Origin of the sequence: Wolbachia endosymbiont (group A) of Anthophora plumipes (assembly GCF_964028115.1) — a bacterium.
GTDB lineage: Bacteria > Pseudomonadota > Alphaproteobacteria > Rickettsiales > Anaplasmataceae > Wolbachia.
In genome coordinates this window covers 1042026-1067978 of record NZ_OZ034756.1, presented here as the reverse complement: position 1 = coordinate 1067978, position 25953 = coordinate 1042026, and the positions used below count along the sequence as shown (strand labels likewise).

Here is a 25953-nt window from a genome sequence, read left to right as displayed (position 1 = left end):
AAATTATTCATCATTATATGATATAACTTACAGCATATTTACAGTAAGGTGTTATTTATGAAAGAGGCAAAAGGAAAAAATAATAAGAGTCCAGTAGTTAGATTAAAGGCCACAGCTAAAGAGTTCAATTTTAGTAAATTAAGAGCAGGTCAAGATAATGAATTAGCAAATTCTGGTGAAACAATGTTCTTAGATTTTCAAAGGATGAATTTTATTATTAACGGAAAAGAAATAGATAAAAATCTTATTATTGCATTTAAGGAAGGAGCTAAGCACCACAAAAGCGAACTTTTTAATAGTGATGATATATATAATGACGAAATATTTAACAAAAAAGGAACAAGAGAGATAGATACGGATCATGGCAAAGCTTTTGTTGCTTCAGTACTCGAAGATATTGAGAAAGAGCTTGTAAGTAATGCATTGGGTGAGCTATGGAAAAATCACTGTGAAAATCCCAAAACTGCCAATCATCAAAAAACCGATTCATATAAGAAAGAATTTGAAGAATTTTACAATGCTGGCCAACATCTATTACCAACAGAGAAAGATGAAAACAAAGACTACCGTTCCTTTGCAAAAGAAGTTTTCAAGAAAATGTTCAGATACGCTGGGGCAGAAGTTCCAAGTAATGCTATTTTAGAAGAGCTAGTCACCAATTGTAATCAAGCAGGGTATGAGGCTGCTCCATTTATACAAACCCAACTTGCACTTGGACAGTCGTTCATAGTAGAAAATCCTAAAAAAGTAATAAATATTGATTGTGCTAACCAAAATAATGTAAGAATTAGATCTGACATGAGGCTACCAATACTCTCTGTTAAAAATCAAGTTATGCATGGTGATAAGATATGTGATCTGTCTAACTCATTAGAATTTACACTTGAGTCTCAAGATGGTAAAGACTTTGTAACATACAGAGATGGTAAATTGTCACTTACTATTCCTAAAGAGTTAAAAAATTATAAAGATAATGGCAAGAGCTTGTTTGACATTATTAAAGAATATTTTCAGAAATTCTGTGCAAAATTAGGATTTAAACCTGAGACAAAAATACAAATAGAGCACAGCTTAGGTACTCAAAGTAACTATTTAGATGGTACAATATCTGCTACAGGATCGGATGCAAATAAAGAGTTTATCAATCTTTTAAGCAAAAATCTCAGAGGGAGGTTATTGGAATCAGGAGTTGCTTTAGGAAATGAAGATGTTGATGGTATTGTTGAAGTCAGAGTATCTACAGTTATGGATCTGTTGAGTAATTATGCTAAATTGGAAGATAATAAAGAAAACAGAGAGTTATTAACAAGTGAAGTAGCAGATAATTTAGGGCTTTCCACTCAAGATAAAACAGCATCAGAAGTATTGAAAGAATTTGATGATGAAATAATAAAGTTAATGCATACAGAAGGTATAAAGAATAACATAGGTCAACATATAATGGAATTAGGATCTTTACCTTCTTTGATAAAAGGTCAGGTTAATCATAATCAAGTGCAGTCTGTTGTAAATACTTTTATTAAGTTAATTATTGAAGGGAAAAGCGAAGTATACAAAGAAAAAAATGCAATTAATGCAATTGATGCAATTTATCAGAAGGTAGATAAGGCAATTGTTGAGCAAGAAAAAAGAGCAACCAACAAACAAGATATAGAAAATGATAAATGGACAGATAGAATCAAAAAACAGAAATTATCTGTGGAATCACATGAACATTTACTTTAAAGATACTGGTAGGCTCCTTGAATATTTTAGAGTTCATGGTTGCAACGGTTGCTATTTTACAATGCACCTAATCGTAAAAACTACGTGCCGTTGCATCATATGTTTCAAGAACGTTGGTAAAATGTTCAAGTTGATCTCGATTCAATACCTGATCTATTCTAGTTAGTTGGTCATTGCTGCTTTTAAAATTAGTTAGATCACATAACATAGCACGTTCTTCAGTTTCAGCAGGCAAGTATTTAAAGTGACCAAAGATATTTTACCTAATTTTCTCTAGCATATTTACCTGTATACTTACAAAGCTACCTAATACCGCATACTGATTTCTCTCTTTATTTTGTACAAATTAATTAAGTGAAGTGAGTATAGTATCCACACTACTAAAAAAAATGTGGCACAAAACATAAACATTACAATGAGTGGCAACAGCAAAGAACTTTCTATTGCTACTCCACCTCTTCTCAAAATGCTTGCTGGCTGATGGAGAGTAGACCATAAATTCACAGAAAATTTTACTACGGGAATATTTATAGCACTAAAAATGGCAAATACTGCTGCTGATTTTTCTGCCCTCGCTTCATTATCAAAAGCGCTCCACAATGAAAGGTAGCCAACATATAGGAAAAATAAAATTAGCATTGAAGTAAGCCTTGCATCCCATACCCACCAAGTGCCCCAGGTTCCTTTTCCCCAGATGCTACCTGTGATTAAGCATATTGCAGAAAAGACTGTCCCTGCAGGAGCAGCAGCATGTGCCAAGACACTAGCAATGCTATTGTTCCACACCAATGAAATGAAACTAAGTGATGCAATGAGTCCATATATTCCAAGAGCAAGCCATGCAGAAGGCACATGAATGTACATAATTCGTACAATTTCTCCTTGTTTATAATCCTCTGGGGAGAAGAGTAACGCCAAAAACATTCCAATTAAAAAACATGCGAAACAAATAACCCCAAGCCAAGGTAGTGCTTTTTTAGAAAAAGAAGTGAAATTTGTAGGCTTTAATAAAAACATTCGTTTTGAGAATAATTGCGTTAAGAATTTACCAATTAGTTTGAGTTTTATCAACAGGATAGTTTTTCTGCATTGACATAGATTAACAAATTAGCACAATTTCAGTAGCCGATTGCTTGCTATTATTTTAGTATAACACTATATAAAACATGACCCTTAAAAAGCTTAATTTACACTTAGTATCAGATTCAAGTGGTGAAACTGTTATATCAGTTGCAAAATCAGCTCTGAAACACTTTCGTTCTGTAGAAACAATCGAATATGTTTGGTCTTTTGTAAAAGGAGAAGAGCAGATTGACAAAATTCTGGAGGAAATTAATAGGAAAAGTGATGAGCATAATTTTGTTATATGCACTATTACTGATGATGAGCTAAGAAAATATCTAAAAGATAACTGTATAAAGTTGAAAATTCCCTATAGAGCAATATTATCACATATTATTAGAGAAATTTCGTCCTATCTTGAAATTGAAAAAGACGAAAAGCTTGACTTGCATACTGAGATAAATAACGAATATTTTCAGCGCATTGAGGCAATAAACTACACTATTAATCATGATGATGGGCAAAATATTCAAGATATTGATAAAGCAGATATAATTTTGGTTGGAGTTTCACGTACATCAAAATCTCCCACCAGTACGTATTTAGCTTACCGAGGCTATAAGGTTGCAAATATTCCTTTTGTTAGTGGAGTACCCTTTTATGTCGACTTGGCAAAATTAAAAAATAAACTAACAATAGGGGTAACAATAGACATAAGTAGGCTAATAGAAATACGCAAAAATAGACTTACTTCAATTAACAACGAAGATAATAATATATATGCTAATCCTAGAAAAGTAGAAAAGGAAATTAAAGAAGCAGAGGAACTATTTAAGCAGAATAACTGGCCAATTATTGATGTCACGCAAAAGTCAATCGAAGAAGTATCAGCAACAATTATACAGTATTTTAATAAAATGTGAAAAATTTATCAATTGACTAACTCTCTGTAAGTGATCATAATGTAAGGTAATTTAATTCTTACTATAGATATGAAAGTCAAAGGGTCGCTAAAATCTCATCGTAACAGAGATAAAAATTGTAAAGTTGTGAAAAGGGGTGGTAAGATTTACATTATAAACAAGGTAAAGCCAAGGTGTAAAGCGCGTCAAGGTTCTTAGCTTTTTGTTCACCTTTTCATGTTATACATTTCTTGTATGTGAAAGTACGGTGTTTATACCTAAAAAGAAGCAAAAGTTACTGTGTTTAAGCGCAGCCTTATTCATTTCTTCTCTTACATTATATTTTAGCATTAGCACAATTACAGGTAAACGTGGCTTATTGACGTTAATCGACTTAAAAAAAGAGATTGAGTACAATAAGCTTTTGCTAAAGGATGTCTCTTCTGAAAAGGAAAAGTTGGACAATAAAGTATTTGGCTTATATGAAAAAAGCTTAGATTTAGATCTGCTTGATGAGCAAGCAAAAAATGCTTTAGGTTATGTGAACCCTAATGAACTTATGGTTGTTCTTGACATGGAATAGCAGTAGACTTCTTGCGTTACCTCCTGTCATTCAAGCCCCTTTCTTGTCATCCCAGTGCCCCTATGATGTCATTCCAGTGCTTGACACTGGAATGACATCATTATAGAGTGAACCAGTGTCAGCTACTTTCATGACACCATTCTTTTTTCTGGATTCCAGTGCCAGTTACTTTCATGACACCATCATAAAGTGAAACTAGATTCCAGCGTCACGCGCTGGAATGACAAAAAAGAGTAGGTTTTTTATGTGATTATGCAAGAAGCTAGTGTAAATTTAAGTTTTATCTACCGCTTGATCAAAAAAGAATAAGTTTAGTAAAAAATAATGATATTATTAGTGGAACATAAAATAGTCCCACTGCAGTACTAATTAGAAGCAACAGAGTAGCTTTATCTGGTTGATAATTCAAAATATTAGCAAGTATTATACTGGACCCAGAAACTGGAATAATAGCCAGCAACATCAGTGCTTTATATATACTCTCGTCGTATACACCTATAACATGTTTGTCTAGAAGGACAATTCCTAAAACAAACAGTGGCCAGAATACGTACTTTGCTGTAATAGTGATCAAAGCAAGCTTCCAATCTACTTTAAAGCTTGTAATATTTGCAATGCTCACTCCAAGTAGCATCATCCCTAATGTGACAAATGTACTTCTAATATTCATCATAACATCTGTTAAAAAAGTAGGTATTTGTATATCATATATACTTAAAAAGAAGCCCAGAACCATCGCATAAAGCGAAGGAAGTTTGAACAACTTTAATATGCATTCTTTTGCGGTATAAATACCATTTGCAGCTATGTAAAATCCTAAGCTATTTTCAAACAACGCCATTCCTATATAACAAACAACATATACAGATACTGAATCTTCATCAAACAAAGCCATGGCAATCGGCAGGCCAAAATACCCCATACTTGTGCTGCCCGAGCTAAACGCTAATATGTTTCTCGTGTTATCCTTAAATAAAAAAGAAGAAAGATAATACACTGATAAGGACATAGTGCTACCTATAAACCATATCAAAATCGGCAGAGAAATTACTTTTAAATTAACTTCTGTATGAGAGACTCCATATAAAATCACTATTGGATTAGCTATATAAAAGAGTATTTGAGATATAGTGTTTCTGTCAATTTTAAGACATTTTCCTGATAAATAACCAATAAATATTGTAATATAAATAGGTAATATTTTTAGGAAAAGAGTAAGGAACATACTAGCCTATTGTGATACTTTTGACTGATAAAGTGATATTAGATCTTAAGGTATTATAAAAGTAAACAAAATTTATTTTCCAATTTATCCAGCTCATAGTTAATTAAAAAAGATTCACTTAGTGTCAAAATTTGTTTTTACATAAGACTTAAGAATGACATTTTTATGATAAAATTATGTTAAGTTTCTATAAAGCTCCTTGCATATTTTTGAATAATGATGAAAAATTAAACTGCTTGTGGTAATTTAGACGGACTGTTGAAAAAGTAAGAGGAAATAAGTAAAGTTAGGACAGAGAGTAAGGGCTTTAACATAGTTGTCATATTTTTCTTTAATTAACCCTAGTGTCCAATTTACCCACCATAGCTTCACATGAGGTGTTTCTAACCATTTTAATAACAGTAAAAAATGTTCTTCTTTCAACGCTTTAAATGTGATATTTTTATTCATTAATTAAAAATTTCAAATGTTACTATCCTTTCTATTAATCCTGTCTCTAATTGCTAAGTTCATTGAAATTGACATTTCCGTACCTAGTTTTCCTGATATGGTGCACTATTTTAACGTATCAGAAGGCACAATTCAATTAACTATTGCTTATAATTTCCTAGGCTTTTGCATAGGAGGGTTGTTTTTTGATCCATTGTCTGAATGCTATGGCAGAAGAAGGATTATGATCATAGGTAACACTTTGTTATTAATCGGCGCTGTTGGTTGTGTTTTTGCACCGTCGATTTTTTGGCTTTTAATTTCTCGCTTTGTTCAGGGCATTGGTGTTAGCACATCTGTAGTTGTGTTTGCAATCGTTGCAGACAGCTACAAAGGCGACGAAGCGGTGAAATTTATTGGAATCATGAATTCTGTTCTTACAGTTGTCATGGCAATTGCGCCAGTGTTAGGCAGTTTCATTAATGAAATTGTAGAATGGCGTGGTAATTATGCAACTGTTGCAATACTTTGTTTGATCTCTTGGGTTTTGCTGCTTTTTCTGTTACCAGAAACAAAAAAGGATCGCGATGCTTTCAGTTTGAAAAAAATAATGAAAGATTACAGAAAACTACTATCTAGTCCGAGGTTTGTTACGTTGTCTTTAATGTCAAGCCTCTTTTCTGCCGCTTATATGTCATTCATCACTTGTGGACCTTTTCTGTATATGAAGACTTTTGGTTTATCTAGCACTATTTATGCACTACATCAAGGTGCAATAGTTGGGTGCTTCTCACTCATTAGTCTATTTGCTGGCAAAATCTTACAGAAACTTGGAGCAATATGGTGTGTAATTTCTGGTACGAGCGTGGGTGCTATTGGGTCTCTATTGCTTGTAATATTCAGTATAATTGTACCCCACTCTTTCTACTTAGTAACACTGTCTATGATTATTTTTTCTATCGGTTGTGCAATTTGCCAGCCAGTGATTTTTAATGCATCAATAAATGTTTTCCCTGAAATTAAAGGCACAGCTTCTTCTGCAGTCTCGTTCATTAGAGCTTTTATTATGGCTATTTTTATCGGCTTAACAAGCTACGTTTACAACGGTCAAGCAATTAGTGTAGCTGTTCTTGTTCTATCCGCGATAGTACTAGAACTTGTTTTTACTGCCTGTTTATTGTTTTTAAAAGATCCGGTATAATTAATGATCTTTTTACAGATGTGAGCGATTAACTTTCCCCGGCCAATCTTTCTGCTTCATTACGTGAAATTAATGCCTCAATAAATTCATCTAGTTCACCTTCTTTTATAATCTGCTCTAGCCGATGTGAAGTTAGATTAATTCTGTGGTCTGTTATTCTTGATTGTGGAAAATTATATGTTCTTATGCGCTCGGAACGATCACCAGAGCCAATCTGACTTTTTCTCATTGTTGACCTTTCCATTTCTTTTTTTTGTCTTTCAATTTCGTATAGCCTTGCCCTCAATACTTTAAGCGCTTTAGCTTTATTTTTGTGCTGCGATTTTTCATCTTGCTGTATTACAATTATCCCTGTTGGCAAGTGGGTGACCCTTACTGCGCTGTCAGTTGTATTCACTGATTGCCCTCCAGGACCACTGGATCTATAAACATCTATTCGTAAGTCTTTTTCTTCTATTTTAAAGTCAACTTCTTCTACTTCAGGTAATATCGCAACAGTAGCGGCAGAGGTATGTAACCTTCCTGAGGATTCAGTTTCTGGCACTCTCTGTACTCTGTGTGCTCCTGATTCAAATTTCAACCTTGCAAAAACTTCTGTTCCATTAATGAGTGCAGAAGCTTCCTTATAGCCACCTATACCTGTATTAGAAATGCTTATTGGCTCGAACTTCCAATTTCTTCTTTCTGCATATTTTTGATACATACGAAATAACATTGCTGCAAATAATGCTGCTTCTTCTCCTCCTGTACCTGCTCTGATTTCCAATATTGCATTTCTTAAGTCATCTTCATCTTTAGGCAATAATGCTAACTTTAGTTTTGCTTTTACTTTTGGTAATAATACCTTGTGCTTTTCGAAAAATTCTTCTTTTGCTAACTCTTTTATATCACCTTCGCTGTTTTCATCTTTCATTATTTCCTCTAAGTCTGAAATTTCCTCTTTCAGCGTGTTATATTCATCAATTATCTTGATTATTGGCCTGAGCTCAGAGTATTCCTTTGAAAGGGTAATGAATTCTTTTTGACTTAAATTGGTAAGGTTTTCCAAGTTCCTTTCTATATCATTAAATTTTTTCTTTAAGTCTTGTAAATTATTCTCTATATTCATATAGCACAGATCTAGTATTTTAACTAAGTAATATATACTGAAATAAAAAATTTCTTATATCAAGCAATAACACTATAATATATCTACTACCTTCTACTTGAATATAATGGCAAGACAGATAACATCAAGCTGCAATTTCATATTTGGAGCTTCGGACATGAAATCATTACCAGATGAGTCGGCTCCAGAGATTGCGTTTGCTGGTAGATCAAATGTAGGAAAATCCAGTCTGATCAACTTACTGATAAACAGCAAAAAAGCTGCCAGAGTTTCCTCTAAACCTGGATGTACTAGACAAATAAATTTTTACTCTATGTACAATGATAAATTCAGACTTGTTGACCTACCAGGGTATGGTTATTCTCATGCAGGTAAGGAGGAAATTATACAATATTTAAACTTAATTGAGTATTATCTAATTCAAAGAAAAAATCTAAGAAGAGTGTTTGTGTTGATAGATAGCAAGGTAGGATTAAAAGAAATAGACAAAGACTTCATTTATTGGTTAATATATAATAATATTAACTTTAACGTTGTGCTAACAAAAATAGATAAAGTGAGTCAAAAAAGCCTAGATGCCATTCTAGAAGATACTCAAAAATGGATTAATAATGAGAATGTGTCAATTCATCAAATAAGCATCCGTGTTAAGCATAAAATAACCAAGGTAAGAGATGAGTTTTTCAAGTTTACAAGATAAAAAAATGAAAAGTAGTGAATTTTTAAAGGGTGAAGTATCATTTGAACAAAAAGCAGAAATATTACTTGAAGTGCTGTCTAGCATACCTAGCTTTGTGGGTGAAACTTTTGTCATTAAATGTGGCAGCGTAACGATCTCAGATGAAACACTATTCTATACTTTTGTGCATAATGTTGTCTTATTAAAGCAGCTTGGTATAAATCCGGTGATAGTTCATGACGGAGAATATGAAATTAACTCAGTGTTAAAAATGCTGGGTATGGACAGTAAGTTTGTGAATGGTATCAGACTTACAGACAAAGACACTATAAAAATCATTGAAATGGCACTGTGTGGTTCAGTTAATAAAAAAATTGTTCAGCATATAAATTCTGCTGGTGGTTCAGCTATTGGATTATGTGGAAAAGACGGCAACTTAATAAAAGCTGAAAAGATAAGCGCTACGCTTAAGGAAGACAGATCAAATAACATCGAAAAAATACTAGACATGGGATTCATCGGTAGGCCCACTGAAATCAATCCTGATATATTATTTTTTATTGAAGAATCAGATTTTATACCAGTTATTGCACCAATTGGTCATGGAAAAAATGGGGAAACATATCATATTGATGCCGATAGCACTGCAAGCACAATTGCAATTGCAGTTTCTGCATCTAAAATGATAACCTTTAGCGATACAGGTGAAGAAATAGATAAAATTGGTGGCAGGAAGATATCTGTTAAAAATTTAAATGCATCGATTGATTGTGGCAAAATTCAAGGAGAAAAATTTATTGGAAGGCTTATGGCATATACTAAAATGGTAGAGGAATGTGCTGGAGTTGTTCACATAGTTGATGGTAGAATACCTAACATTATGCTTGATTTATTTACTGAGAATAATTCAAGCATATCAATTGTGAGTGATTTATAACTAGACAACTACACGAATAGACTTCTTGCATAACCATATGACGAACTTTTCTTGGGAATAGAAACGAAAAAACTTCCTTGACAAACTCCGCCAGCCCCCTTATTATGACAGTAAGGGTATTCATGACTCAAAACTTGTTTTTGACCTGCAGGCTCAATGACAAAATTCAGTAAAAAACTTAGGGTATTTTTTGGCGGATTACATAAAATTATAGCGGCTGCATGTCTTTTAAATTTTTTCTACATTCAGCCAAAACGCGCTTAAACTAAGCGTCAGCACATTATTACAGCGCCACTTACAGTAATATAGAGTCAAAACTCGCACCACGGGAGTTCTTTGCCTTTTTTTTCATTTGGTAAATTTCTTAATGTTTGTAGCTAAAAGAGCCCAAGAGAGGTGTCATCCCGCTGCTTGTTAGCGGGATCTATGTTAAGAGATACCGCGAATGAATCGCGGTATGACGTAGGAATGAATCGCGGTATGACGTAGGACTGCTGTCATCCCAGTGCCCAGACACTGGGATCCAGTTTTCCATATAATCTCATCGAAAATGTTGTAACCACTTTCTATGCTAGTTTGCTTGCTTACAAGCAAACTTTTCTGGATCCCAGTGTCTGGGCACTGGGATGACAAAAAAGGGGCTACTCGGATGACAAAGAAATAGGCACTGGGATGACGAGAAAGGAGTACTGGGATGACACCTACGCACGCTCACTTTGTCATTCCAGCGTGTGACCAGAAAAAACATAGACCCCAAGTGTCAGCTACTTGAACAACATCACTTTGCTTAAAAATTGCAACGTTTGTACACGGTATGACGTTAGCTATTGTGCTACACCTTTCCCCTTTCCCCTGAAACTAAAATCTATATACTTAACTTTAGAAACTTCAAAATACGATGCGATCTAATATTAGAGAGTTATTTTGCTATATAAAGCCTAATCTATCTTATTTCATCATAGCTTTTATTGCAGTTTTATTTTCAGCCTTAACGATCCTCCTCTTTGGCAGAGGCTTAAGCAACATAATTGATTCTGGCACAGAGCACGATTTTACTACCAAACTATTAGTTGCAATACTTATAGTTTTAGCCATTTCTCTCACTGCATTTACTCGGTTATATTTCATTGGCATTGGCAGCGAGAAAGTTATCGCAAGAATCAGATATGACTTATATAGCAGTATCACTGACTTGCAACCAAGTTTCTTTGAGAACACAGGCGTACAAGATGTTATCTCAGCACTCATTACTGATACCTCTGCGCTGCAATCAATAATAAATAGCAGCCTACTCACCATATTGCGAAATTTTGTAATATTAATTGGCAGTGTTGCCATGTTATTATATACAAATCTGCTCCTAACTGCGTATGCAGCCGCAATAGTACCTATACTACTCATTATTATGACCTCATTTGGAAAAAAAGTGCGTAGCTATGCACGCTTTGCCCAGGATAAATTAAGTGAGCTTGCATCACTTAGTGAGGAAAATTTTCGATCTATAGTGACTATCAAATCGTTTGTACTCGAAGAAAATGAAAAAACCCGTTTTAAGGAGCATTTAAACTCAGTATCAAAATCATACGTAAAATTAGTACTCTTGCGTGCTATTTTAGTAACTCTAGTTATCACGTGTGTGATAGGTTCACTAGTTGTTTTGCTCTTTTTTGGTATTAAAGAAGTCTTAAGCAATAATATAACTATTGGAGAACTCTCCTCATTTGTGTTTTATTCAGCGCTTGCGGCAGGAGCTATAAATAATTTGAGCGATAATATCAGTGATTTACAACGAGGTCTTGGAATAGTAGAGCGTTTATTTGAATTTAAAAATATGAAAAGCTCTATAGCAGATGCCAATGATCCTATAAAAATTTGTAGTGTTCAAAAAGGAATTTCGTTTAATGGCGTGACATTTTTTTATGAATCTCAGTCTGATAAGCCAGCGTTAAATAACATATCATTTTCTATAAAGGCAGGTCAAGTAGTATCAATTGTTGGACCATCTGGCAGTGGTAAAAGCACCATTTTAAAACTTCTGCTCCGTTTTCATGATCCAAGCAGAGGCAGCATTACTATCGATGGGCACAATATTAAGTCAATTGCGTTAAATGACCTCAGATTGTTGTTTGGCTTAGTGCCACAAGATAACATAATATTCTCTTGCTCAATAATGGAAAATATACTATATGGCAAACCTGGTGCTGAATATGAAGAAGTGAAGCAAGCAGCTATCAGCGCTTATGCGATGGAATTTATTGATAAGCTGCCTGATAAATTTGATACATTTGTAGGAAAAAGAGGATTAAAACTTTCTGAAGGACAAAAACAACGTATTATAATAGCAAGAGCCATACTCAAAAACCCTCAGGTTTTAATACTGGATGAAGCAACCTCTGCCCTTGATTATAAAAGTGAGAACCTCGTGCAAAAAGCATTAAGCAAGTTAATGCAAAACAGAACAACGATCGTAATTACACACAGACTATCAACTGCACTTAAAACTGACAAGATTATAGTAATTAATCACGGAAAAGTAGAAGAAGTAGGGACTCATGACTCCCTAATAAGTAAAGACGGGTTGTATGCAAAACTGGCGAAGATACAGTGGAATTGAAAGAAAATTTACATCATATCGTTAGTTGATATGCTAGATTTATAATTAAAGTTATTAAATTTTTAATCATTTTAATTTATAATAATCTTATAGTATTTTTTTAAGGATTTTTATGACTCATAATTTTTTTTCATCTTCATGCGCTTCTGCAGACACAGCTTGCGTAATTGACCCACGGTGCTGTATTGGACCAATATAAAAATACTGCCTTGTCTAAAACCTGATCCAGAACCTAAACAACCAGTTGACCTTTCAAAACTTGCAATAATGATCAATCCGGTAACTGGTGATATTCTTGATTCTGCTACTAGGCAGTCGACGGGCAAAAACTTTAAAGAATGCGCAGAGATTATTCAAAACACTAAAAATGACCTTGAGATTAATTCAAAAGGTAAACTTGTGGGCAGCTGTGAAAACAGTTCTTCATGTGATGCATGTGTAGAAGCAATAAACTCTTCTGTGTTAGATTTTAAAAAGGTTGAAACCTATTTTTCTGTCCATGATATGTCAGTACCAGAGGGCGCTGTTGATATTATATAAAAGTAATGCAGCGTGTACATTGTTGGTACATGCTTCCACTTTGTGGTTAATTTTTTAACAATTTTATTTACCAATGGAGGTACTTTATGCTAGTGAAAAATCTTTCTTGCCCGAATCAAGAAAATACAAATTATACATATCGGTTGCCATTTAATATGTGCTGTCCCAGTGATACATTAGGAGTCAATCTTTTTATAGGACCATGTGATGATACTGCCAATAAAGGCAAGGTGATCTATGATAAATGTAGTAAAGATCTTAAGTGCGAAATTGATGATAAGACTAAGAATGAAATGAAGGAAAATATTAAGAATGAACTGAAGAAAGACCTTAAGTGTGAAATTGATGATAAGACTAAGGGTGAAATAAAGGAAAATATTAAGAATGAACTGAAGAAAGACCTTAAGTGTGAAATTGATGATAAGACTAAGGGTGAAATGGAGGAAAATATTAAGAATGAACTAAAGAAAGATCTTAAGTGCGAAATTGATGATGAGACTAAGAATGAATTGAAGAAAAATATTAAGGGTGAACTAGAAAAAGATCTTAAGTGTAAATGTATTGAAGAAGAAATTACTAAAGAAATTGACGAGAGTGGGTGTAATCGAAGGGGATGTGAGAATGCTAGAGAAGATGGTGAATATGTTAATGTAGGTAGTGATGCTAAGCTTTACATAAGAAAAGCATTGGATAAATTTTATCCTGACTTAAGCGCAGAAATTATTGACAAAATTAAAGCTGGGGATTATTATGTAGAACAATTTGGTATAGAAGTAACTAACTGTGATAAGAATGGCACAGACTACAGTTATATCACTTCTAGGGGAGATATGAATGAATGGTGCGTTAGTATTCCTCCAAGTGATCTTTGCAAAGAATCTTATGATATACTGCAAACTATTAAAGATGATTGGTATGAGAATTGTAAAAATCATATTTTTGATGATGAGGCTCATGTAGTAAGCGCAAAAGTATATTACAAAGGTGGAAGCATCGACAAAAATAAGCCAGTGGTAGTGCTTTCTCAAAATCAACCACTGATTATTGCTGACAAGAAAACGCATAAACTTGTAAAAAAAGATGGGACAATAAGTGATAAAACACTTGATGAATGCAAAGAATTTTTTGATAGTGATAAAAGAATAACTAGTTGTGCAGAAGAAAAAGGAGATTGTGAAGTTTGCAAAGAAACAATTTGGGATTTTCAGGATGTAGTACAAGCGTTTTTTATATAAATGATATTTTGAACAGGGAATGGTATAAGCTTATACGATTTTGATACATGTGCCATTAAAGAAAAGACTGCAAGATTAGGCTTTTGCATAACCATATGAAAAACCAATAGCCCATTCTTCTTTGTTATTCCAGCGTTACGAGTTGGAATGACAGGGCTATAGGTGTCATCCAAGTAGCTGACACGGAGCAACACGTCATACCACCGCGGCCGCTAACGAGTAGCGGAATGACAGTTCTTCAAATTGTCGGTAAACCTAATCACTTTAGCTATAGATTACATCAGATAACTCTTCAACTAGCCCCACTTATTCGCTATACTGCTACAAGTCTTATAGCTTTTTAGTTAATGAACATTTTCAAACAGGTTTCCTCTCTAATTTCCAGCAAATTAAATGAGTTGAAGCAAAGGGGTGTCATAAATACAAGTGCGGCAAATTTTATTGTAGAGCCTCCAAGCAATAGAGCACATGGTGATATCTATACAAATGTTGCTATGGTGCTTGCAAAGCATGAAAAGAAGAATTCAGTCGAGATTGCAGGGATGTTAGCAAGAGAATTTAAACCTTTTGATGAAGTTGCAAAAGTGGAAATAGCAGGCCCTGGTTTCATCAACATGCACTTAAAAATAGAAGTATGGCATGGAATTTTAAAACAAATAAATGAGCTGAAAACAGAGTTTGGCACCCTAGATATAGGGAACAATCAGGCCATCAATGTTGAATTTGTATCGGCAAATCCAACTGGTCCACTGCATATTGGTCATGCAAGAGGAGCAGTATTTGGTGACGTTTTGGCAAATTTATTGAAAAAAGTTGGTTATAAAGTTACTAAGGAATACTATATTAATGATGCTGGAGCGCAGATAGATACACTAATAAAGTCAGTATATTTGCGGTATAAGGAAGCTCTGGGAGAAAAAATCAGCATTGAAAAAGGTTTATACCCAGGTGAATATTTAAAACCGATAGGGAATGGGCTGGCCAAAAAATATGGCAAGGAGCTTCTAGAAAAGCAAGATAATCAGGTGATTAGGGAATATACTTTAAGTTCTATATTAAAACTCATAAAGGAAGACATGAACTTACTTGGGGTAAGTCATGATGTTTTTACTTCAGAGTATGAGCTACAAAAAAGTGGCAAAATTGAAGAGAGTATAAAGATATTGTCTGACAAGGGTTTGGTGTATGAAGGGTACCTGGAGAAACCAAAAGGCAAAGAAAGTGAAAACTGGACTTCCAGAAAAGAGATGTTATTTCGCTCTACAAAATTTGGTGATGACGTTGACCGCGCATTGAAGAAAGAGGACGGCAGTTGGACTTATTTTGCCTCAGATATCGCTTACCATTTTGATAAGATATCACGTGGTTTTAATAATATGATAGTAGCAGTCGGTAGTGATCATAGTGGTTATATCAAAAGGCTAAAAGCAGTTGTCTCTGCACTGAGTGATAATCAAGCAAAAATAGAGGTAAAACTGCATAATATTGTGAATTTTTTCGAGAATGGCAAACCTGTTAAGATGTCCAAAAGATCAGGAAACTTCCTCACAGCAAGAGATGTAGTGGAAGAAGTTGGCAGGGACATAACTCGTTTTATAATGTTAACACGCAAGAATGATATGGTCTTGGACTTTGATTTTGCTAAAGTTAAAGAACAGTCAAAAGACAACCCTATTTTTTACGTGCAATATGCGCATGCTCGTGCTCATTCGTTAATGCGTAATGCTCCAAAAGAGCTCCCAACAGCAGACCCTTCACTTTTAAAGACCGATGGGGAGCTCTTCCTCATAAAAACCTTAGCAAAGTGGCCAAATGTGATAGAAACAGCGGCAAGGCTTTGTGAGCCACACAGAATTACTTTCTACTTACTTGAAGTTGCAGAAGCGTTTCACGTTTTATGGGGGTATGGCAAGAGTGATTTAAACATGCGGTTCATACTGGAAGACAACTTAAACCTCACCGCTGCAAGAATGTTCCTTGTACAAGCCTTAGCGCACGTCATCGCTTCTGGACTTTCCATCTTTAATATAGAACCTTTGGAAGAGATGAGTTGACTTTTTTTGTGCAAGATTGTTTTTTCAACGAATAGAGAAGTTGACAAAATTAAGTAAAAATGTTATAGTTTATAGTAGTATTTTTTGGTTAATATATGGCTCACAGTCAAAAAAAGCTCAATGTTAATGTAAGTTTTGACAGTAAATTGGCTCAGTATCTTACAGAAATGGCAGAGATCCAAAATAAAACTATCCCTGAAGTTTTAGTAGATTTAGTGGAAGAAGAGTTCGAAGAAGATGTAGAGCTATCCCAAATAGCTGACGATCGCCTCTCTGAAGGTGAAGAAGAAGTAGAGGATGATGAAAACATCTGGAAATAAAACTTACACTATAAAATTCTTAAAAAATGTTATTGAAAAAGAAATTCCAGCTCTTCCGGCAAAGATTAAATTAATGGTTCAGGAGGCCATAAAGAAACGCCTTACAGTTGATCCTTTTAATCTAGGAAAGCCTTTATGCCATAGCTTTAGAGGGCAATATAGGATAAGGGTTAGCAACTACCGTATAATTTACATCATAAATCATTCAGAACGTAAAGTACTTATTACTGCAGTGGGGCATAGAAAAAACATTTACAAACACAGAAGATTACACAATTAAAAATATAAGAAAGACCTCACCTCGTACAAGCCTTAGATCGCTTCTGGACTTTCCATCTTTAATATAGAACCTTTGGAAGAGATGAGTTGATTTTTTTGCCATAATACATGATAATTAAAATATTATTGAAGTAGGGGTAAAATTATGACAATGAACTATGAGCAGTGGAAAAGAATGTTAAGCGCAGTTGATAAGGAGGAAGGCTTAAGTAAAGACAACGTAATTGACAAAATAAAAGAGGAATTAAAGAAATATCCAGAAGAATATAAGAAATGGGAAGAAGCTGGTTTTGATGTAGATTACCTATTTGAAATTAAAGATGATACATTAATAGCATATGATCGATTTATGTTATTGCATTCAGCTGCTAAAAATGGTCATGCAGATGTAGTAAATGCTCTAATACAAAACAGAGCAAATGTTAATGCAGAAGATAATTTTAAAAGTACTCCTCTACATGATGCTGCTGAATATGGTCGTATAGGCACAGTAAATGCTCTAATACAAAACGGAGCAGATGTTAATGTAAAAAATAAATGTAAAGGGATTCCTTTACATTGGGCTGCTAGAAATGGTCATATAGACACAGTGAAAGTTCTAATAGCAAAAGGAGCAGATGTTAATGCAAAAGATCAAGATGGATGGACTCCTTTACATTTTGCTGCTTACAAGTGTCATATAGATATAGTAAAAGTTCTAATAAAAAAAGGAGTAGATCTTTTATTAAAGAATAATTCTGGAAAAACTCCAAAAGATTTAGCTAGAACTGGTGATATAAAGAAGCTTCTGAAAGAAGCAGAAGAAAAACAACTGAAGCAGCAAACACTTAATAAAAGTATTTCTGCCGGTGGTGCAACCGTATTATTAGGCACTGCAGCAGCAGTGGCACTTTTTGTAACCGGAACGGTTGCAGCTGAGTTAATACCTATAGTAATAGCAGTGGTTGCAATTGCAGCAGCAGCACTAGCAGTTGGTGGTATCACATATATGATGTTAAAACCTAGTACTAAAGTAGAAGAAGTGAAAAAAGAACAAGGCCTACCAAATGAGCAGAAAGCTTGATCTGCTGGATCCCAGTGTCTGGGCACTGGGATGACAAGAAAGAGGCTACTTGGATGACACCCTGACAACCTTCATCCCGCTACGTGTTAGCGGGATCTAGAGATACCGTGACGGTATGACGTAGGACTGCTGTCATCCCGCTACGTGTTAGCGCCACGCACACCTGTACGAACGTTGTAGTTTGGGCCACCAGTGGGCAGTGCCCAGACACTGGTTCTATGCAACTTAATTAAAAACGTTTGTTTTAGCGTAAGACAACTACCTTTAGCTCATCAGCTCAGTTATAAGCAAAATTTCTGGATTCCAGACTGGAATGACACCATTTGCTGTGCAATTTACCTTCAAAAATGAATGTTCGTACAGCTATGCATAACTCTTTCAGATTTCATAATATCTCTTGCCACTCATCTGAACAGATACCCATTTTGGAGGGATACCAATAATAGTTGTGAGCGGGTGACCACTAGTCCACAAGCATAACACGCTCACGAAACTTTAATGCGATAGCTTGATTTCTACTGAAAGACAGCATTATGCCAAGTGCGATGCTCGAAGATAAAAGAGAAGAACCACCATAGCTAAGTAGTGGCAGGGTTATGCCGGTGGTAGGAAAAACACTCAATGTTACCCCTGTGTTTATTATGAATTGTGTGATGAATTGAATTGAGATACCAAGAATCACCAATAGATTGAATAATTCATTTTCTCTATATGCAACGTAAAGCAAGCGGGCGGAAATGATGCCAAATAACATCAATGTGGCTAAGCACGTAATCAAACCAAATTCTTCTGCTAAAACAGAAAACACAAAATCTGTATGACAATCAGGAAGAGAGGTTTTTACGCTACCTTCACCAGGTCCAACTCCAGTTAATTGACCTCTTTTGAATGCTTCTAATGATTTTGTGACTTGAAAGTTATCGCGTTGCGTAAAAAAGACAAAATTGTAAATCCTTTGCTTTATATGTGGGAGGCATAAGTAAGCTATTGTAGTTCCAGTTGTGGCCATTCCTATTATGCATAGAAAGTATAAAAGTGGTATACATGCAATAAACATTTGACCAATAAAAGAATATGTTAAAAGCATGGACATACTGAAATCAGGTTGCAAAAGTAACAACACAAAAACTAACAGAAATATTATGATTGATATGTGCATTTTAAACTTCATTCCGCTGGCTAAGATACTAGCTATAACAACAGAAAAAAATGGCCTTACGAACTCAGATGGTTGAACTGAAATTTTGACAATATGTAACCATCGTTTCGCACCTTTTACCTCTATACCAAGTATTATCGCAGCTGCCACTAAAATAGTAAATAAAATGAAACCTGCAAATGAGAGGTTAAGTATAGTTCTTGTGTTGAGAAAAGAAAATGTCACCAGGGTAATTAGTGACAGGACTATATAAATTGTATGGCGCCGTATAAAATAATCTTGTGGTAAAGAAAGACGCTGCGCAATTACAGGGCTTGCTGAATAAACAAGAATGAAGCTTATAGTGAGCAAAAAAAACACTGGAAGGATGAGATAATAATCCAGCGTTCTATACCAGAATTTAATATTCATTTTGTTCCAATGTGTAATGCCACTATTCCATAGCTCATATTATGAAACTCAACATTCTTAAAGCCTACCTCTTCAATTTCCATTTTAAAATCAGCCTGAGTTGGAAACTCTCTAATGCTCTTCACTAAATATTCATAAGAACTCCTGTCTTTAGCAACTATGCTGCCAATTTTAGGAATTACTTTAAATGAATATAAGTCATAAAGTTTGGTAAATATCTCATTTTGATAGTGCATAGGGGCAAATTCTAAGCAGATAAATTTCCCATGTGGTTTTAATACCCTGTGCGCCTCACTTAAAGCCTTCTTGCGGTCAGAAACGTTTCGAATGCCAAAAGCTATTGTGCAATAATCAAATTCGGAGTCTTCAAATGGTAAACTTTCTGCATTCGCACATACCCAATCAAAATTAATTTGGTTTGAATTTATAGCTTTATCACGTCCTCTGCTTAGCATATTTTGATTTATGTCACATACTGTAACCTTAGCACTTGGCTCTTTTCTTACTATTCTTATTGCTATATCTCCAGTTCCTCCAGCAATATCTAAAATCTTAGAGTTTTTTGTAAAATGCACACTATTTACCATCTTATCTTTCCATAATCTGTGCATTCCGAGGCTCATTATATCATTCATGGTGTCGTAGCGACTTGCCACGGAATCGAATACCTCTTTAACTAATTGTGATTTCTTCTCGATTTTTATAGTAGACATTACGTAAAGTCGCTCAACTCCTTTATAATTAGTAAAAATTAATTTGAATTAACACAAATGTCAACGACAGGCCTTGAGCCTGTTGAAATCTTCTTCAGCGTGGTATGATGACCGAGTTAGTGGGCTTGATGCAACCACTAAGAAACCTTTGGAGTAAGCAACGTATTTATAATGCTCAAATTCCTCTGGGGTAACATACCTATCAAGTTTTGCATGTTTTGGAGTTGGTTGTAGATATTGACCAATTGTAATAAAATCAACCTCAGCACTGCGCAAATCGTCCATAACCTGAAGTATTTCCTCTTTTGTTTCTCCAAGACCAACCATAAGCCCCGACTTTGTGAAAACTTTAGGATTAATCTGCTTTACCATCTTCAACAAATGTAGTGAATGAAAATAGCGAGCTCGTGGTCTTATTTTTGCATACAATCTCGGCACTGTTTCAATATTGTGGTTATAGACATCAGGTGATGCAACAGCAATTGCTTCAAATGCTCCTTTCTTATTTAAAAAATCAGGAGTTAAAATCTCTATTGTTGTTTCTGAAGTTATCTTTCTAATTTCTTCTATGCACTGTATAAACTGATTTGCGCCACCATCTGGTAAATCATCACGATCAACAGAGGTAATGACAACATGTTTTAAGTTTAACTTTTTTATCGCTTTTGCTAAATTTTCTGGCTCATGAGGGTCTAGTTTATCAGGAATGCCAGCTGCAACGTTGCAAAATGCACAAGCACGAGTACAAACAGAACCAAGAATCATCACAGTAGCATGACGTTTATTCCAACATTCACCAATATTTGGACATGCAGCTTCTTCACATACCGTATGTAAGTTATGCAGTTTAACGATGTTTAAAGTTTCATTGAATACTTCACCGGTCGGAGCTTTTGCTCTGAGCCATTGAGGTTTGCTATGCATCTGAAACGGCTAACTCTACCTCTTGCTTTACTAAAACTTTTTTCAACCTTCTTTTTATCTTCTGCGCTTTTTCACTTAGTTTAATCGTTCTTGTGTTGAGCAAAAAAGCATCTAAATCACCTTTGTAATCTATAGTTCTCAAAGTTCTTGTTGCCACACGAAATCTAAACTTTTTATTCAATATATCACTTGTCAACGTAACCTTATGTAAATTTAAAAGAAAGGTACGCTTTGTTTTACGATTCGAATGTGATACCTTATTACCAAAAGATTTTTTTCTATTTGTTAATTCACAAACTCTACTCACTTCAATATACTAAATTATTCTATGTACTTAGATTACCTTATATAGTCAAATAGTCAATACTCTCTTGCTTAATTTTTATACCATATACTGCTTTATAGCCAAAAAATATCGTAATTTTTTCTATTATAAGAGAAATCATATGCTGAATTTCTAATGCTTTACTGCCATTTGTTACTACTAGATGCAATACACCAGAATTTACATTCTGTGCATATGAGATCTTTTTCGGTTTTGTACACTCTGCTATTTCTTTCCCTACTATATTTCGCCAGTTTAAAATCAGACGTATTTCATTTTTGCTAATCTTATTTTTCATGCATTTTAATGCGTAATTTTCAATTATAGACTTTAATTTTTTTGGACCGCTACGTTTGAGCATTTTTCTGTTTTGTTTCTAGTATAACTAAATAAGTAAGGTTTACTACTACATTGGATTTCCTCAGTGCCAAATCCAAGTAGCTAACACTGGGATGACAACCTTCTAACTACTTTACAAACCTCTAGCCTCACACCGTAAAAAGCAGTATTTTTATGTAAAATTTATCTCAACGTAGCACTTGTCAGGCAAGTCGTAATCACGTTCCATCCAAAAATTTTTGTGCTGCCATCTTTGCCTCATAATTAACCTTCTAGCTGTTTTAATTGTAATTAGTTAAATTATTATTAACCTGAGTGAATTTTAAATTAGATTTAAAAAGTACAGTATTGTCTAAAATGAATGATATACGGTGTCCGAATTTTAGACTCCTTCTTTTTTGTTGTCATCCCAGTACTTGATACTGGGATCCATTTTTCTTTTTTTTCTGGATTCCAGCGTCACGCGCTAACTTTTAATAGCGATAGTTATTTCTTATTTGTTAAGATCTTTCCTCAATCCAAGCTGCTTGAATGGCTTCGAGTATTTTCTCGTTACAGCGTTTTTCATCATCATCAAATTCCTCTAAACTCAAGACCTTTTTTTTAAGCTCAGTGAATCCGATATTAATTATATTCTCATCTGGAAATTTTTCCTCTAGAGCTTCTACAATATCTTCTATATCAAGCCATTTCATACTTTTTTGTATTTATCTGCTAAGTTAAATTGGTGCCCATGGGGAGACTTGAACTCCCAAGGTCGCAAAACCCACGGATTTTAAGTCCGCTGCGTCTACCGATTCCGCCACACGGGCTTTTTTTTATCTATCTAGAGTAAAACTCTACTACTAAATTGACTTCCATGTCTGCTGAATAAGGAACCTCAGAATATTGAGGTGACCTCAAATACTTCACTGAATGCTCTTTACTATCTGTCTCTAAATAATCCGGAGCCTTGCGCTCTTGTTTTTGTTCAGCCTCTACTACTACAGGGATTTTTGCTGCCCTTTCTCTTATTTTTACTATATCACCTGGTTTCACTCGATAACTCGATATGTTGACCACCTTATCATTAACTGTAACGTGCTTATGAGATATGAGCTGCTTCGCTGCATAAATTGTTGGCACAAGACTAGAGTGGTATAAAACAGAACTGAGCCTTGATTCTAAAATACCGATAAAATTATCAGCCGTATAACCCCTTCTGTTATAAGCATCTAAAAATGTACGTCTGAGCTGCTTACTTGAAATCGCATAGTAAAACTTAAATTTCTTATGCGCAGCAAACTGCTTACCAAAGTCGGATAACTTCTTGAATCCAAGAATACCATGTTGACCTGGAGGGTATTTCCTTTTGTTTACTGGGTCTTTAGCTCTACCCCATAAATTTACACCAAGTCTACGGCTAATCCTATACTTTCTAGTGATAACAGTTGTCATATAAAAACTCTCACGATTTAACTTTAGATTATTAAGGATTTTAGCACTCAGTGTCAACTTGTTTTTGCTGATATAATCTTTTATACTTCATTTTTAAGTTTTTCTATTAACACATGAATCATTCACATTTGGAATCTATGGCAAACGCCATCCGTTTTTTATCAATTGATGCAGTACAAAAAGCAAACTCTGGACACCCAGGTATGCCACTTGGCATGGCAGATGTTGCAGCTGTTTTGTTTGCTAAATATCTGAATCATAATCCTGATGATTCTAAATGGTTCAATAGAGATCGCTTTGTTTTATCAAACGGTCATGGGTCAATGTTACTATACTCAATATTATATTTGACAGGTTATACTAGCATAGATGAGCTAAAAAACTTTAGGCAAATGGGATCCAAGACCCCAGGTCATCCAGAGTTTGGCTTGACTTCCGGGGTAGAGGCAACAACAGGCCCGCTCGGTCAGGGGTTTGCCGCTGCTGTTGGCATGGCACTTGCTGAATCAATCCTTAAAAAGCAATTCAGAATCAATCACTACACTTACGTAATGCTAGGGGATGGCTGTCTTATGGAAGGAATAAGCCATGAAGCAGCATCACTTGCTGGGCATCTTAAATTGAATAAATTAATAGCCCTTTTTGATGATAATGATATCTCTATAGATGGCGCTACTTGTCTTTCCTGCTCTGATGATGTAGAGAAACGCTTCTTAGCGTATGGATGGAATGTTGACAAAATTGATGGCCATGATTTTGATGCCATATCCCTTGCAATAGAGCAAGCAAAAAAGTCTGATAAACCTACAATGATCTGCTGCAAAACTATTATCGGAAAATTTTCAAGCCGTGCTGGCACATCCTCTGCTCACAGTGGTGCTTTTTCGGAGGAAGACATCAAACAGATGAGAGAGAAATTAAACTGGAATTACGAGCCATTCCATGTGCCAGAAGATGTGAAAAACGCCTGGAAGAAAACTGTTGAGAGAGCAAAACAAAATTACAATTCATTGTCATTCCAGCATGTGACCAGTGAAGAAGAAAAAGAACGGATCCCAGTGTCAAGCACTGGGATGACAGAAGAGAATGCTGGGATGACAGGATATCATGCAGAACTTCAAAGGCGACTAGATGAGCGTCTGCCAGATAACAGCAATTCGGTGTCATTCCAGTGCTTGACACTGGAATCCAGTGAAAATAAAGAACTTCAAAGACGGTTAGATAAACGTCTACCAGACAATATCGATAATGTTTTGGCTAACTTGAAGAAACAAATACACGAGACAATGCCAAACGAAGCTACACGTTCTTCTTTCGGCATGGTAATGGAACTTTTAACACAACATATGCCGGAATTAATCGGCGGTTCTGCTGATCTTACTGGGTCAAATTGCACTAAATATAAGCACATGCAGGTAATAGATAGTAATAATTATAGTGGTTCTTATGTCCACTATGGAGTGAGAGAACACGCTATGGCAGCATGTATGAATGGTATGGCACTTCACGGCGCGATTCTTCCTTATGGTGGCACTTTTTTGGTATTTTCCGACTACTGTCGTCCTGCTATACGTCTTTCAGCTTTGATGAAACAGCAGGTTATCTATGTGATGACTCATGACTCAATTGGAGTGGGAGAAGATGGCCCAACTCACCAACCAATAGAGCATTTAGCCTCTCTTCGTGCTATACCAAATCTATATGTTTTTAGGCCAGCCGATGCAGTTGAAACTCTAGAGTGTGTTAGCATTGCACTCGAAAAAAAAGAGTCACCTGCACTGTTTGCGCTCTCAAGGCAAAACGTAAGTTACATGCGCAAATTCTATTTTGATATCGATCAATCTGCTAATCTATCGAAGTTTGGTGCATATGTTTTGTGTGAATGTTCAAAAGAATTAAAAATGACAATATTTGCTACGGGGTCCGAGGTTGAAATTGCAGTTGAAGCAAGGGAGAAATTGCAGGAAAAGGGTATAGGTACAAGGGTTGTTTCTATGCCATGCTGGAGACTTTTTGATGAGCAAAGTGACGAATATAAAGCGGCGATATTAAATAATGACAGCATCAAAGTTGCAATTGAAGCTGGAAGTGAAATGGGTTGGCATAAATATATAGGTTCAAACGGTATATTTATTGGCATGAAAAGCTTTGGAGAATCAGCACCTTATAAAACACTTTATGAGCATTTTAATATCAGCGCCGATCACGTAGTAAAATGTGTGTGTGAATTTTATCATTCCACTGTATATATTCAATAGAAACCACTTGACAAACTCTGCCAGCCCCTTTATCATGAAACTGAAGGTATTCAGTTATCTTCATCTGTGCAGATTAAACAGCAAGAAAACAACGTAGTTGGCGTCTTATTTTTAATTTTTTGCACTATGTGCACCTTATGTCTTCACAATACTTCTAGGTTTTTACCTATATAAGCTGAAACGCGCTTATAAGTCGTTTAAGACAGTATAGTACGCCAATTTGCAGGATTAGAGAGTGACAACTAGCTAACACGGGATTTCTTTGCCTTTTTTTCTGCTTAGTAAATTTCTTAAACATTTAAACAAAGGTGAGTTGCATTTAAAAGCAGCTAAATTGCAGTGTTTAAGACTTAAAAAACGCCAATACTGAAAGTAGACAATGACTAGGGCTTCTTTTGCCTTTTTTTTCGTTTGGTAAATTTCTTAACGTT

General features: G+C 35.1%; 28 protein-coding genes and 1 tRNA gene. 16 read left to right on the top strand and 13 right to left on the bottom strand.

Annotation, left to right across the window (positions count from 1 at the left end; all coding sequences use genetic code 11):
* Window positions 1–57: 57 nt before the first annotated feature.
* On the top strand, window positions 58–1725 hold the full coding sequence (locus ABWU75_RS05345) for a hypothetical protein (protein WP_264735789.1): 1668 nt from the start codon (window positions 58–60) through the stop codon (window positions 1723–1725).
* A 67-nt stretch (window positions 1726–1792) separates the two neighbouring features.
* Here ABWU75_RS05345 and ABWU75_RS05340 read toward each other — a convergent pair whose 3' ends face one another.
* Both ABWU75_RS05340 and ccmC read right to left on the bottom strand, forming a co-directional pair.
* Window positions 1793–1960, bottom strand: coding sequence for a hypothetical protein (locus tag ABWU75_RS05340; protein ID WP_264688104.1), 168 nt, complete (start codon window positions 1958–1960; stop codon window positions 1793–1795).
* A gap of 71 nt (window positions 1961–2031) precedes the next feature.
* A complete protein-coding gene (gene ccmC, locus ABWU75_RS05335) occupies window positions 2032–2742 on the bottom strand; it encodes a heme ABC transporter permease CcmC (RefSeq protein ID WP_264732341.1) in 711 nt (236 codons plus the stop codon).
* A 149-nt stretch (window positions 2743–2891) separates the two neighbouring features.
* Here ccmC and ABWU75_RS05330 point away from each other — a divergent pair, with 149 nt between their 5' ends.
* From ABWU75_RS05330 to ABWU75_RS05315, 4 genes are all read left to right on the top strand, one after another.
* Window positions 2892–3710, top strand: coding sequence for a pyruvate, water dikinase regulatory protein (locus tag ABWU75_RS05330; RefSeq protein ID WP_353286767.1), 819 nt, complete (start codon window positions 2892–2894; stop codon window positions 3708–3710).
* Between the two features lie 69 nt (window positions 3711–3779).
* On the top strand, window positions 3780–3908 hold the full coding sequence (gene ykgO, locus ABWU75_RS05325; protein WP_006279631.1) for a type B 50S ribosomal protein L36: 129 nt from the start codon (window positions 3780–3782) through the stop codon (window positions 3906–3908).
* Between the two features lie 49 nt (window positions 3909–3957).
* Window positions 3958–4272 (top strand): FtsB family cell division protein, encoded by a 315-nt coding sequence (locus tag ABWU75_RS05320; protein WP_264732344.1) that lies wholly within the window; start codon window positions 3958–3960, stop codon window positions 4270–4272.
* On the top strand, window positions 4241–4378 hold the full coding sequence (locus ABWU75_RS05315) for a hypothetical protein (protein WP_264688100.1): 138 nt from the start codon (window positions 4241–4243) through the stop codon (window positions 4376–4378). Before ABWU75_RS05320 ends, ABWU75_RS05315 begins: the two co-directional genes overlap by 32 nt.
* Before the next feature lie 189 nt (window positions 4379–4567).
* Here the strand turns inward: ABWU75_RS05315 and ABWU75_RS05310 are convergent, their stop codons facing one another.
* On the bottom strand, window positions 4568–5497 hold the full coding sequence (locus ABWU75_RS05310) for an AEC family transporter (RefSeq protein WP_253309260.1): 930 nt from the start codon (window positions 5495–5497) through the stop codon (window positions 4568–4570).
* Window positions 5498–5963: 466 nt separating this feature from the next.
* On the opposite strand from ABWU75_RS05310, the gene ABWU75_RS05305 reads away from it, so the two are divergent.
* The gene (locus tag ABWU75_RS05305) at window positions 5964–7127 is read left to right on the top strand and encodes a multidrug effflux MFS transporter (protein WP_353286766.1); all 1164 of its coding nucleotides are present in this window, start codon (window positions 5964–5966) and stop codon (window positions 7125–7127) included.
* Window positions 7128–7155: 28 nt separating this feature from the next.
* On the opposite strand, the gene prfA is transcribed toward ABWU75_RS05305, so the two are convergent.
* Window positions 7156–8235, bottom strand: a complete 1080-nt coding sequence (gene prfA, locus ABWU75_RS05300; RefSeq protein WP_264732350.1) for a peptide chain release factor 1 — start codon at window positions 8233–8235, stop codon at window positions 7156–7158.
* 103 nt (window positions 8236–8338) lie between these two features.
* Between prfA and yihA the strand changes: the two genes are divergently transcribed.
* Both yihA and argB read left to right on the top strand, forming a co-directional pair.
* Entirely contained in the window at window positions 8339–8935 is a 597-nt protein-coding gene (gene yihA / locus ABWU75_RS05295) for a ribosome biogenesis GTP-binding protein YihA/YsxC (protein ID WP_406719219.1), read from the top strand.
* A 4-nt stretch (window positions 8936–8939) separates the two neighbouring features.
* A complete protein-coding gene (gene argB / locus ABWU75_RS05290; protein WP_319803924.1) occupies window positions 8940–9851 on the top strand; it encodes an acetylglutamate kinase in 912 nt (303 codons plus the stop codon).
* A 429-nt stretch (window positions 9852–10280) separates the two neighbouring features.
* Here the strand turns inward: argB and ABWU75_RS05285 are convergent, their stop codons facing one another.
* Window positions 10281–10484, bottom strand: a complete 204-nt coding sequence (locus tag ABWU75_RS05285) for a hypothetical protein (RefSeq protein WP_309166368.1) — start codon at window positions 10482–10484, stop codon at window positions 10281–10283.
* Window positions 10485–10749: 265 nt separating this feature from the next.
* Between ABWU75_RS05285 and ABWU75_RS05280 the strand changes: the two genes are divergently transcribed.
* The 7 genes from ABWU75_RS05280 (at window position 10750) to ABWU75_RS05250 (ending at window position 17956) form a co-directional block, all read left to right on the top strand.
* Window positions 10750–12465: an ABC transporter ATP-binding protein gene (locus tag ABWU75_RS05280; protein ID WP_353286765.1), complete on the top strand. Its 1716-nt coding sequence runs from the start codon at window positions 10750–10752 to the stop codon at window positions 12463–12465.
* 267 nt (window positions 12466–12732) lie between these two features.
* Window positions 12733–13005: a hypothetical protein gene (locus ABWU75_RS05275; RefSeq protein ID WP_353286764.1), complete on the top strand. Its 273-nt coding sequence runs from the start codon at window positions 12733–12735 to the stop codon at window positions 13003–13005.
* Between the two features lie 86 nt (window positions 13006–13091).
* The gene (locus tag ABWU75_RS05270; RefSeq protein ID WP_353286763.1) at window positions 13092–14240 is read left to right on the top strand and encodes a hypothetical protein; all 1149 of its coding nucleotides are present in this window, start codon (window positions 13092–13094) and stop codon (window positions 14238–14240) included.
* Window positions 14241–14587: 347 nt separating this feature from the next.
* Window positions 14588–16294, top strand: a complete 1707-nt coding sequence (argS, locus tag ABWU75_RS05265) for an arginine--tRNA ligase (protein WP_353286762.1) — start codon at window positions 14588–14590, stop codon at window positions 16292–16294.
* Window positions 16295–16389: 95 nt separating this feature from the next.
* Window positions 16390–16614 carry a hypothetical protein gene (locus ABWU75_RS05260; RefSeq protein ID WP_264732366.1) on the top strand — a complete coding sequence of 75 codons (225 nt, stop codon included), beginning with the start codon at window positions 16390–16392 and terminating at the stop codon, window positions 16612–16614.
* Complete coding sequence (locus ABWU75_RS05255) at window positions 16592–16894, top strand: type II toxin-antitoxin system RelE family toxin (protein WP_353286761.1); 303 nt, start codon at window positions 16592–16594, stop codon at window positions 16892–16894. Before ABWU75_RS05260 ends, ABWU75_RS05255 begins: the two co-directional genes overlap by 23 nt.
* A 144-nt stretch (window positions 16895–17038) precedes the next feature.
* Entirely contained in the window at window positions 17039–17956 is a 918-nt protein-coding gene (locus tag ABWU75_RS05250; protein ID WP_353286760.1) for an ankyrin repeat domain-containing protein, read from the top strand.
* Window positions 17957–18419: 463 nt separating this feature from the next.
* Here ABWU75_RS05250 and ABWU75_RS05245 read toward each other — a convergent pair whose 3' ends face one another.
* The 8 genes from ABWU75_RS05245 to rpsD all read right to left on the bottom strand — a co-directional run bounded on the left by ABWU75_RS05245 (window position 18420) and on the right by rpsD (window position 23264).
* Window positions 18420–19526, bottom strand: a complete 1107-nt coding sequence (locus tag ABWU75_RS05245; RefSeq protein WP_264732371.1) for an FtsW/RodA/SpoVE family cell cycle protein — start codon at window positions 19524–19526, stop codon at window positions 18420–18422.
* On the bottom strand, window positions 19523–20239 hold the full coding sequence (gene ubiE, locus ABWU75_RS05240) for a bifunctional demethylmenaquinone methyltransferase/2-methoxy-6-polyprenyl-1,4-benzoquinol methylase UbiE (RefSeq protein ID WP_353286759.1): 717 nt from the start codon (window positions 20237–20239) through the stop codon (window positions 19523–19525). The genes ABWU75_RS05245 and ubiE overlap by 4 nt, the downstream gene beginning before the upstream one ends.
* 60 nt (window positions 20240–20299) lie before the next feature.
* Window positions 20300–21163 (bottom strand): lipoyl synthase, encoded by an 864-nt coding sequence (gene lipA, locus ABWU75_RS05235; protein ID WP_353286758.1) that lies wholly within the window; start codon window positions 21161–21163, stop codon window positions 20300–20302.
* Window positions 21156–21470 (bottom strand): 50S ribosomal protein L28, encoded by a 315-nt coding sequence (rpmB, locus tag ABWU75_RS05230; RefSeq protein ID WP_006279619.1) that lies wholly within the window; start codon window positions 21468–21470, stop codon window positions 21156–21158. The genes lipA and rpmB overlap by 8 nt, the downstream gene beginning before the upstream one ends.
* 37 nt (window positions 21471–21507) lie before the next feature.
* Window positions 21508–21849: a DUF721 domain-containing protein gene (locus ABWU75_RS05225; protein WP_182182927.1), complete on the bottom strand. Its 342-nt coding sequence runs from the start codon at window positions 21847–21849 to the stop codon at window positions 21508–21510.
* 478 nt (window positions 21850–22327) lie between these two features.
* A complete protein-coding gene (gene iscX, locus ABWU75_RS05220) occupies window positions 22328–22522 on the bottom strand; it encodes a Fe-S cluster assembly protein IscX (protein WP_353286757.1) in 195 nt (64 codons plus the stop codon).
* A 30-nt stretch (window positions 22523–22552) separates the two neighbouring features.
* Window positions 22553–22639 (bottom strand) — tRNA-Leu (locus ABWU75_RS05215).
* A gap of 10 nt (window positions 22640–22649) precedes the next feature.
* On the bottom strand, window positions 22650–23264 hold the full coding sequence (rpsD, locus tag ABWU75_RS05210; RefSeq protein WP_264732377.1) for a 30S ribosomal protein S4: 615 nt from the start codon (window positions 23262–23264) through the stop codon (window positions 22650–22652).
* Between the two features lie 113 nt (window positions 23265–23377).
* Between rpsD and ABWU75_RS05205 the strand changes: the two genes are divergently transcribed.
* Window positions 23378–25522, top strand: a complete 2145-nt coding sequence (locus tag ABWU75_RS05205; RefSeq protein WP_353286756.1) for a transketolase family protein — start codon at window positions 23378–23380, stop codon at window positions 25520–25522.
* Window positions 25523–25953 lie beyond the last annotated feature (431 nt).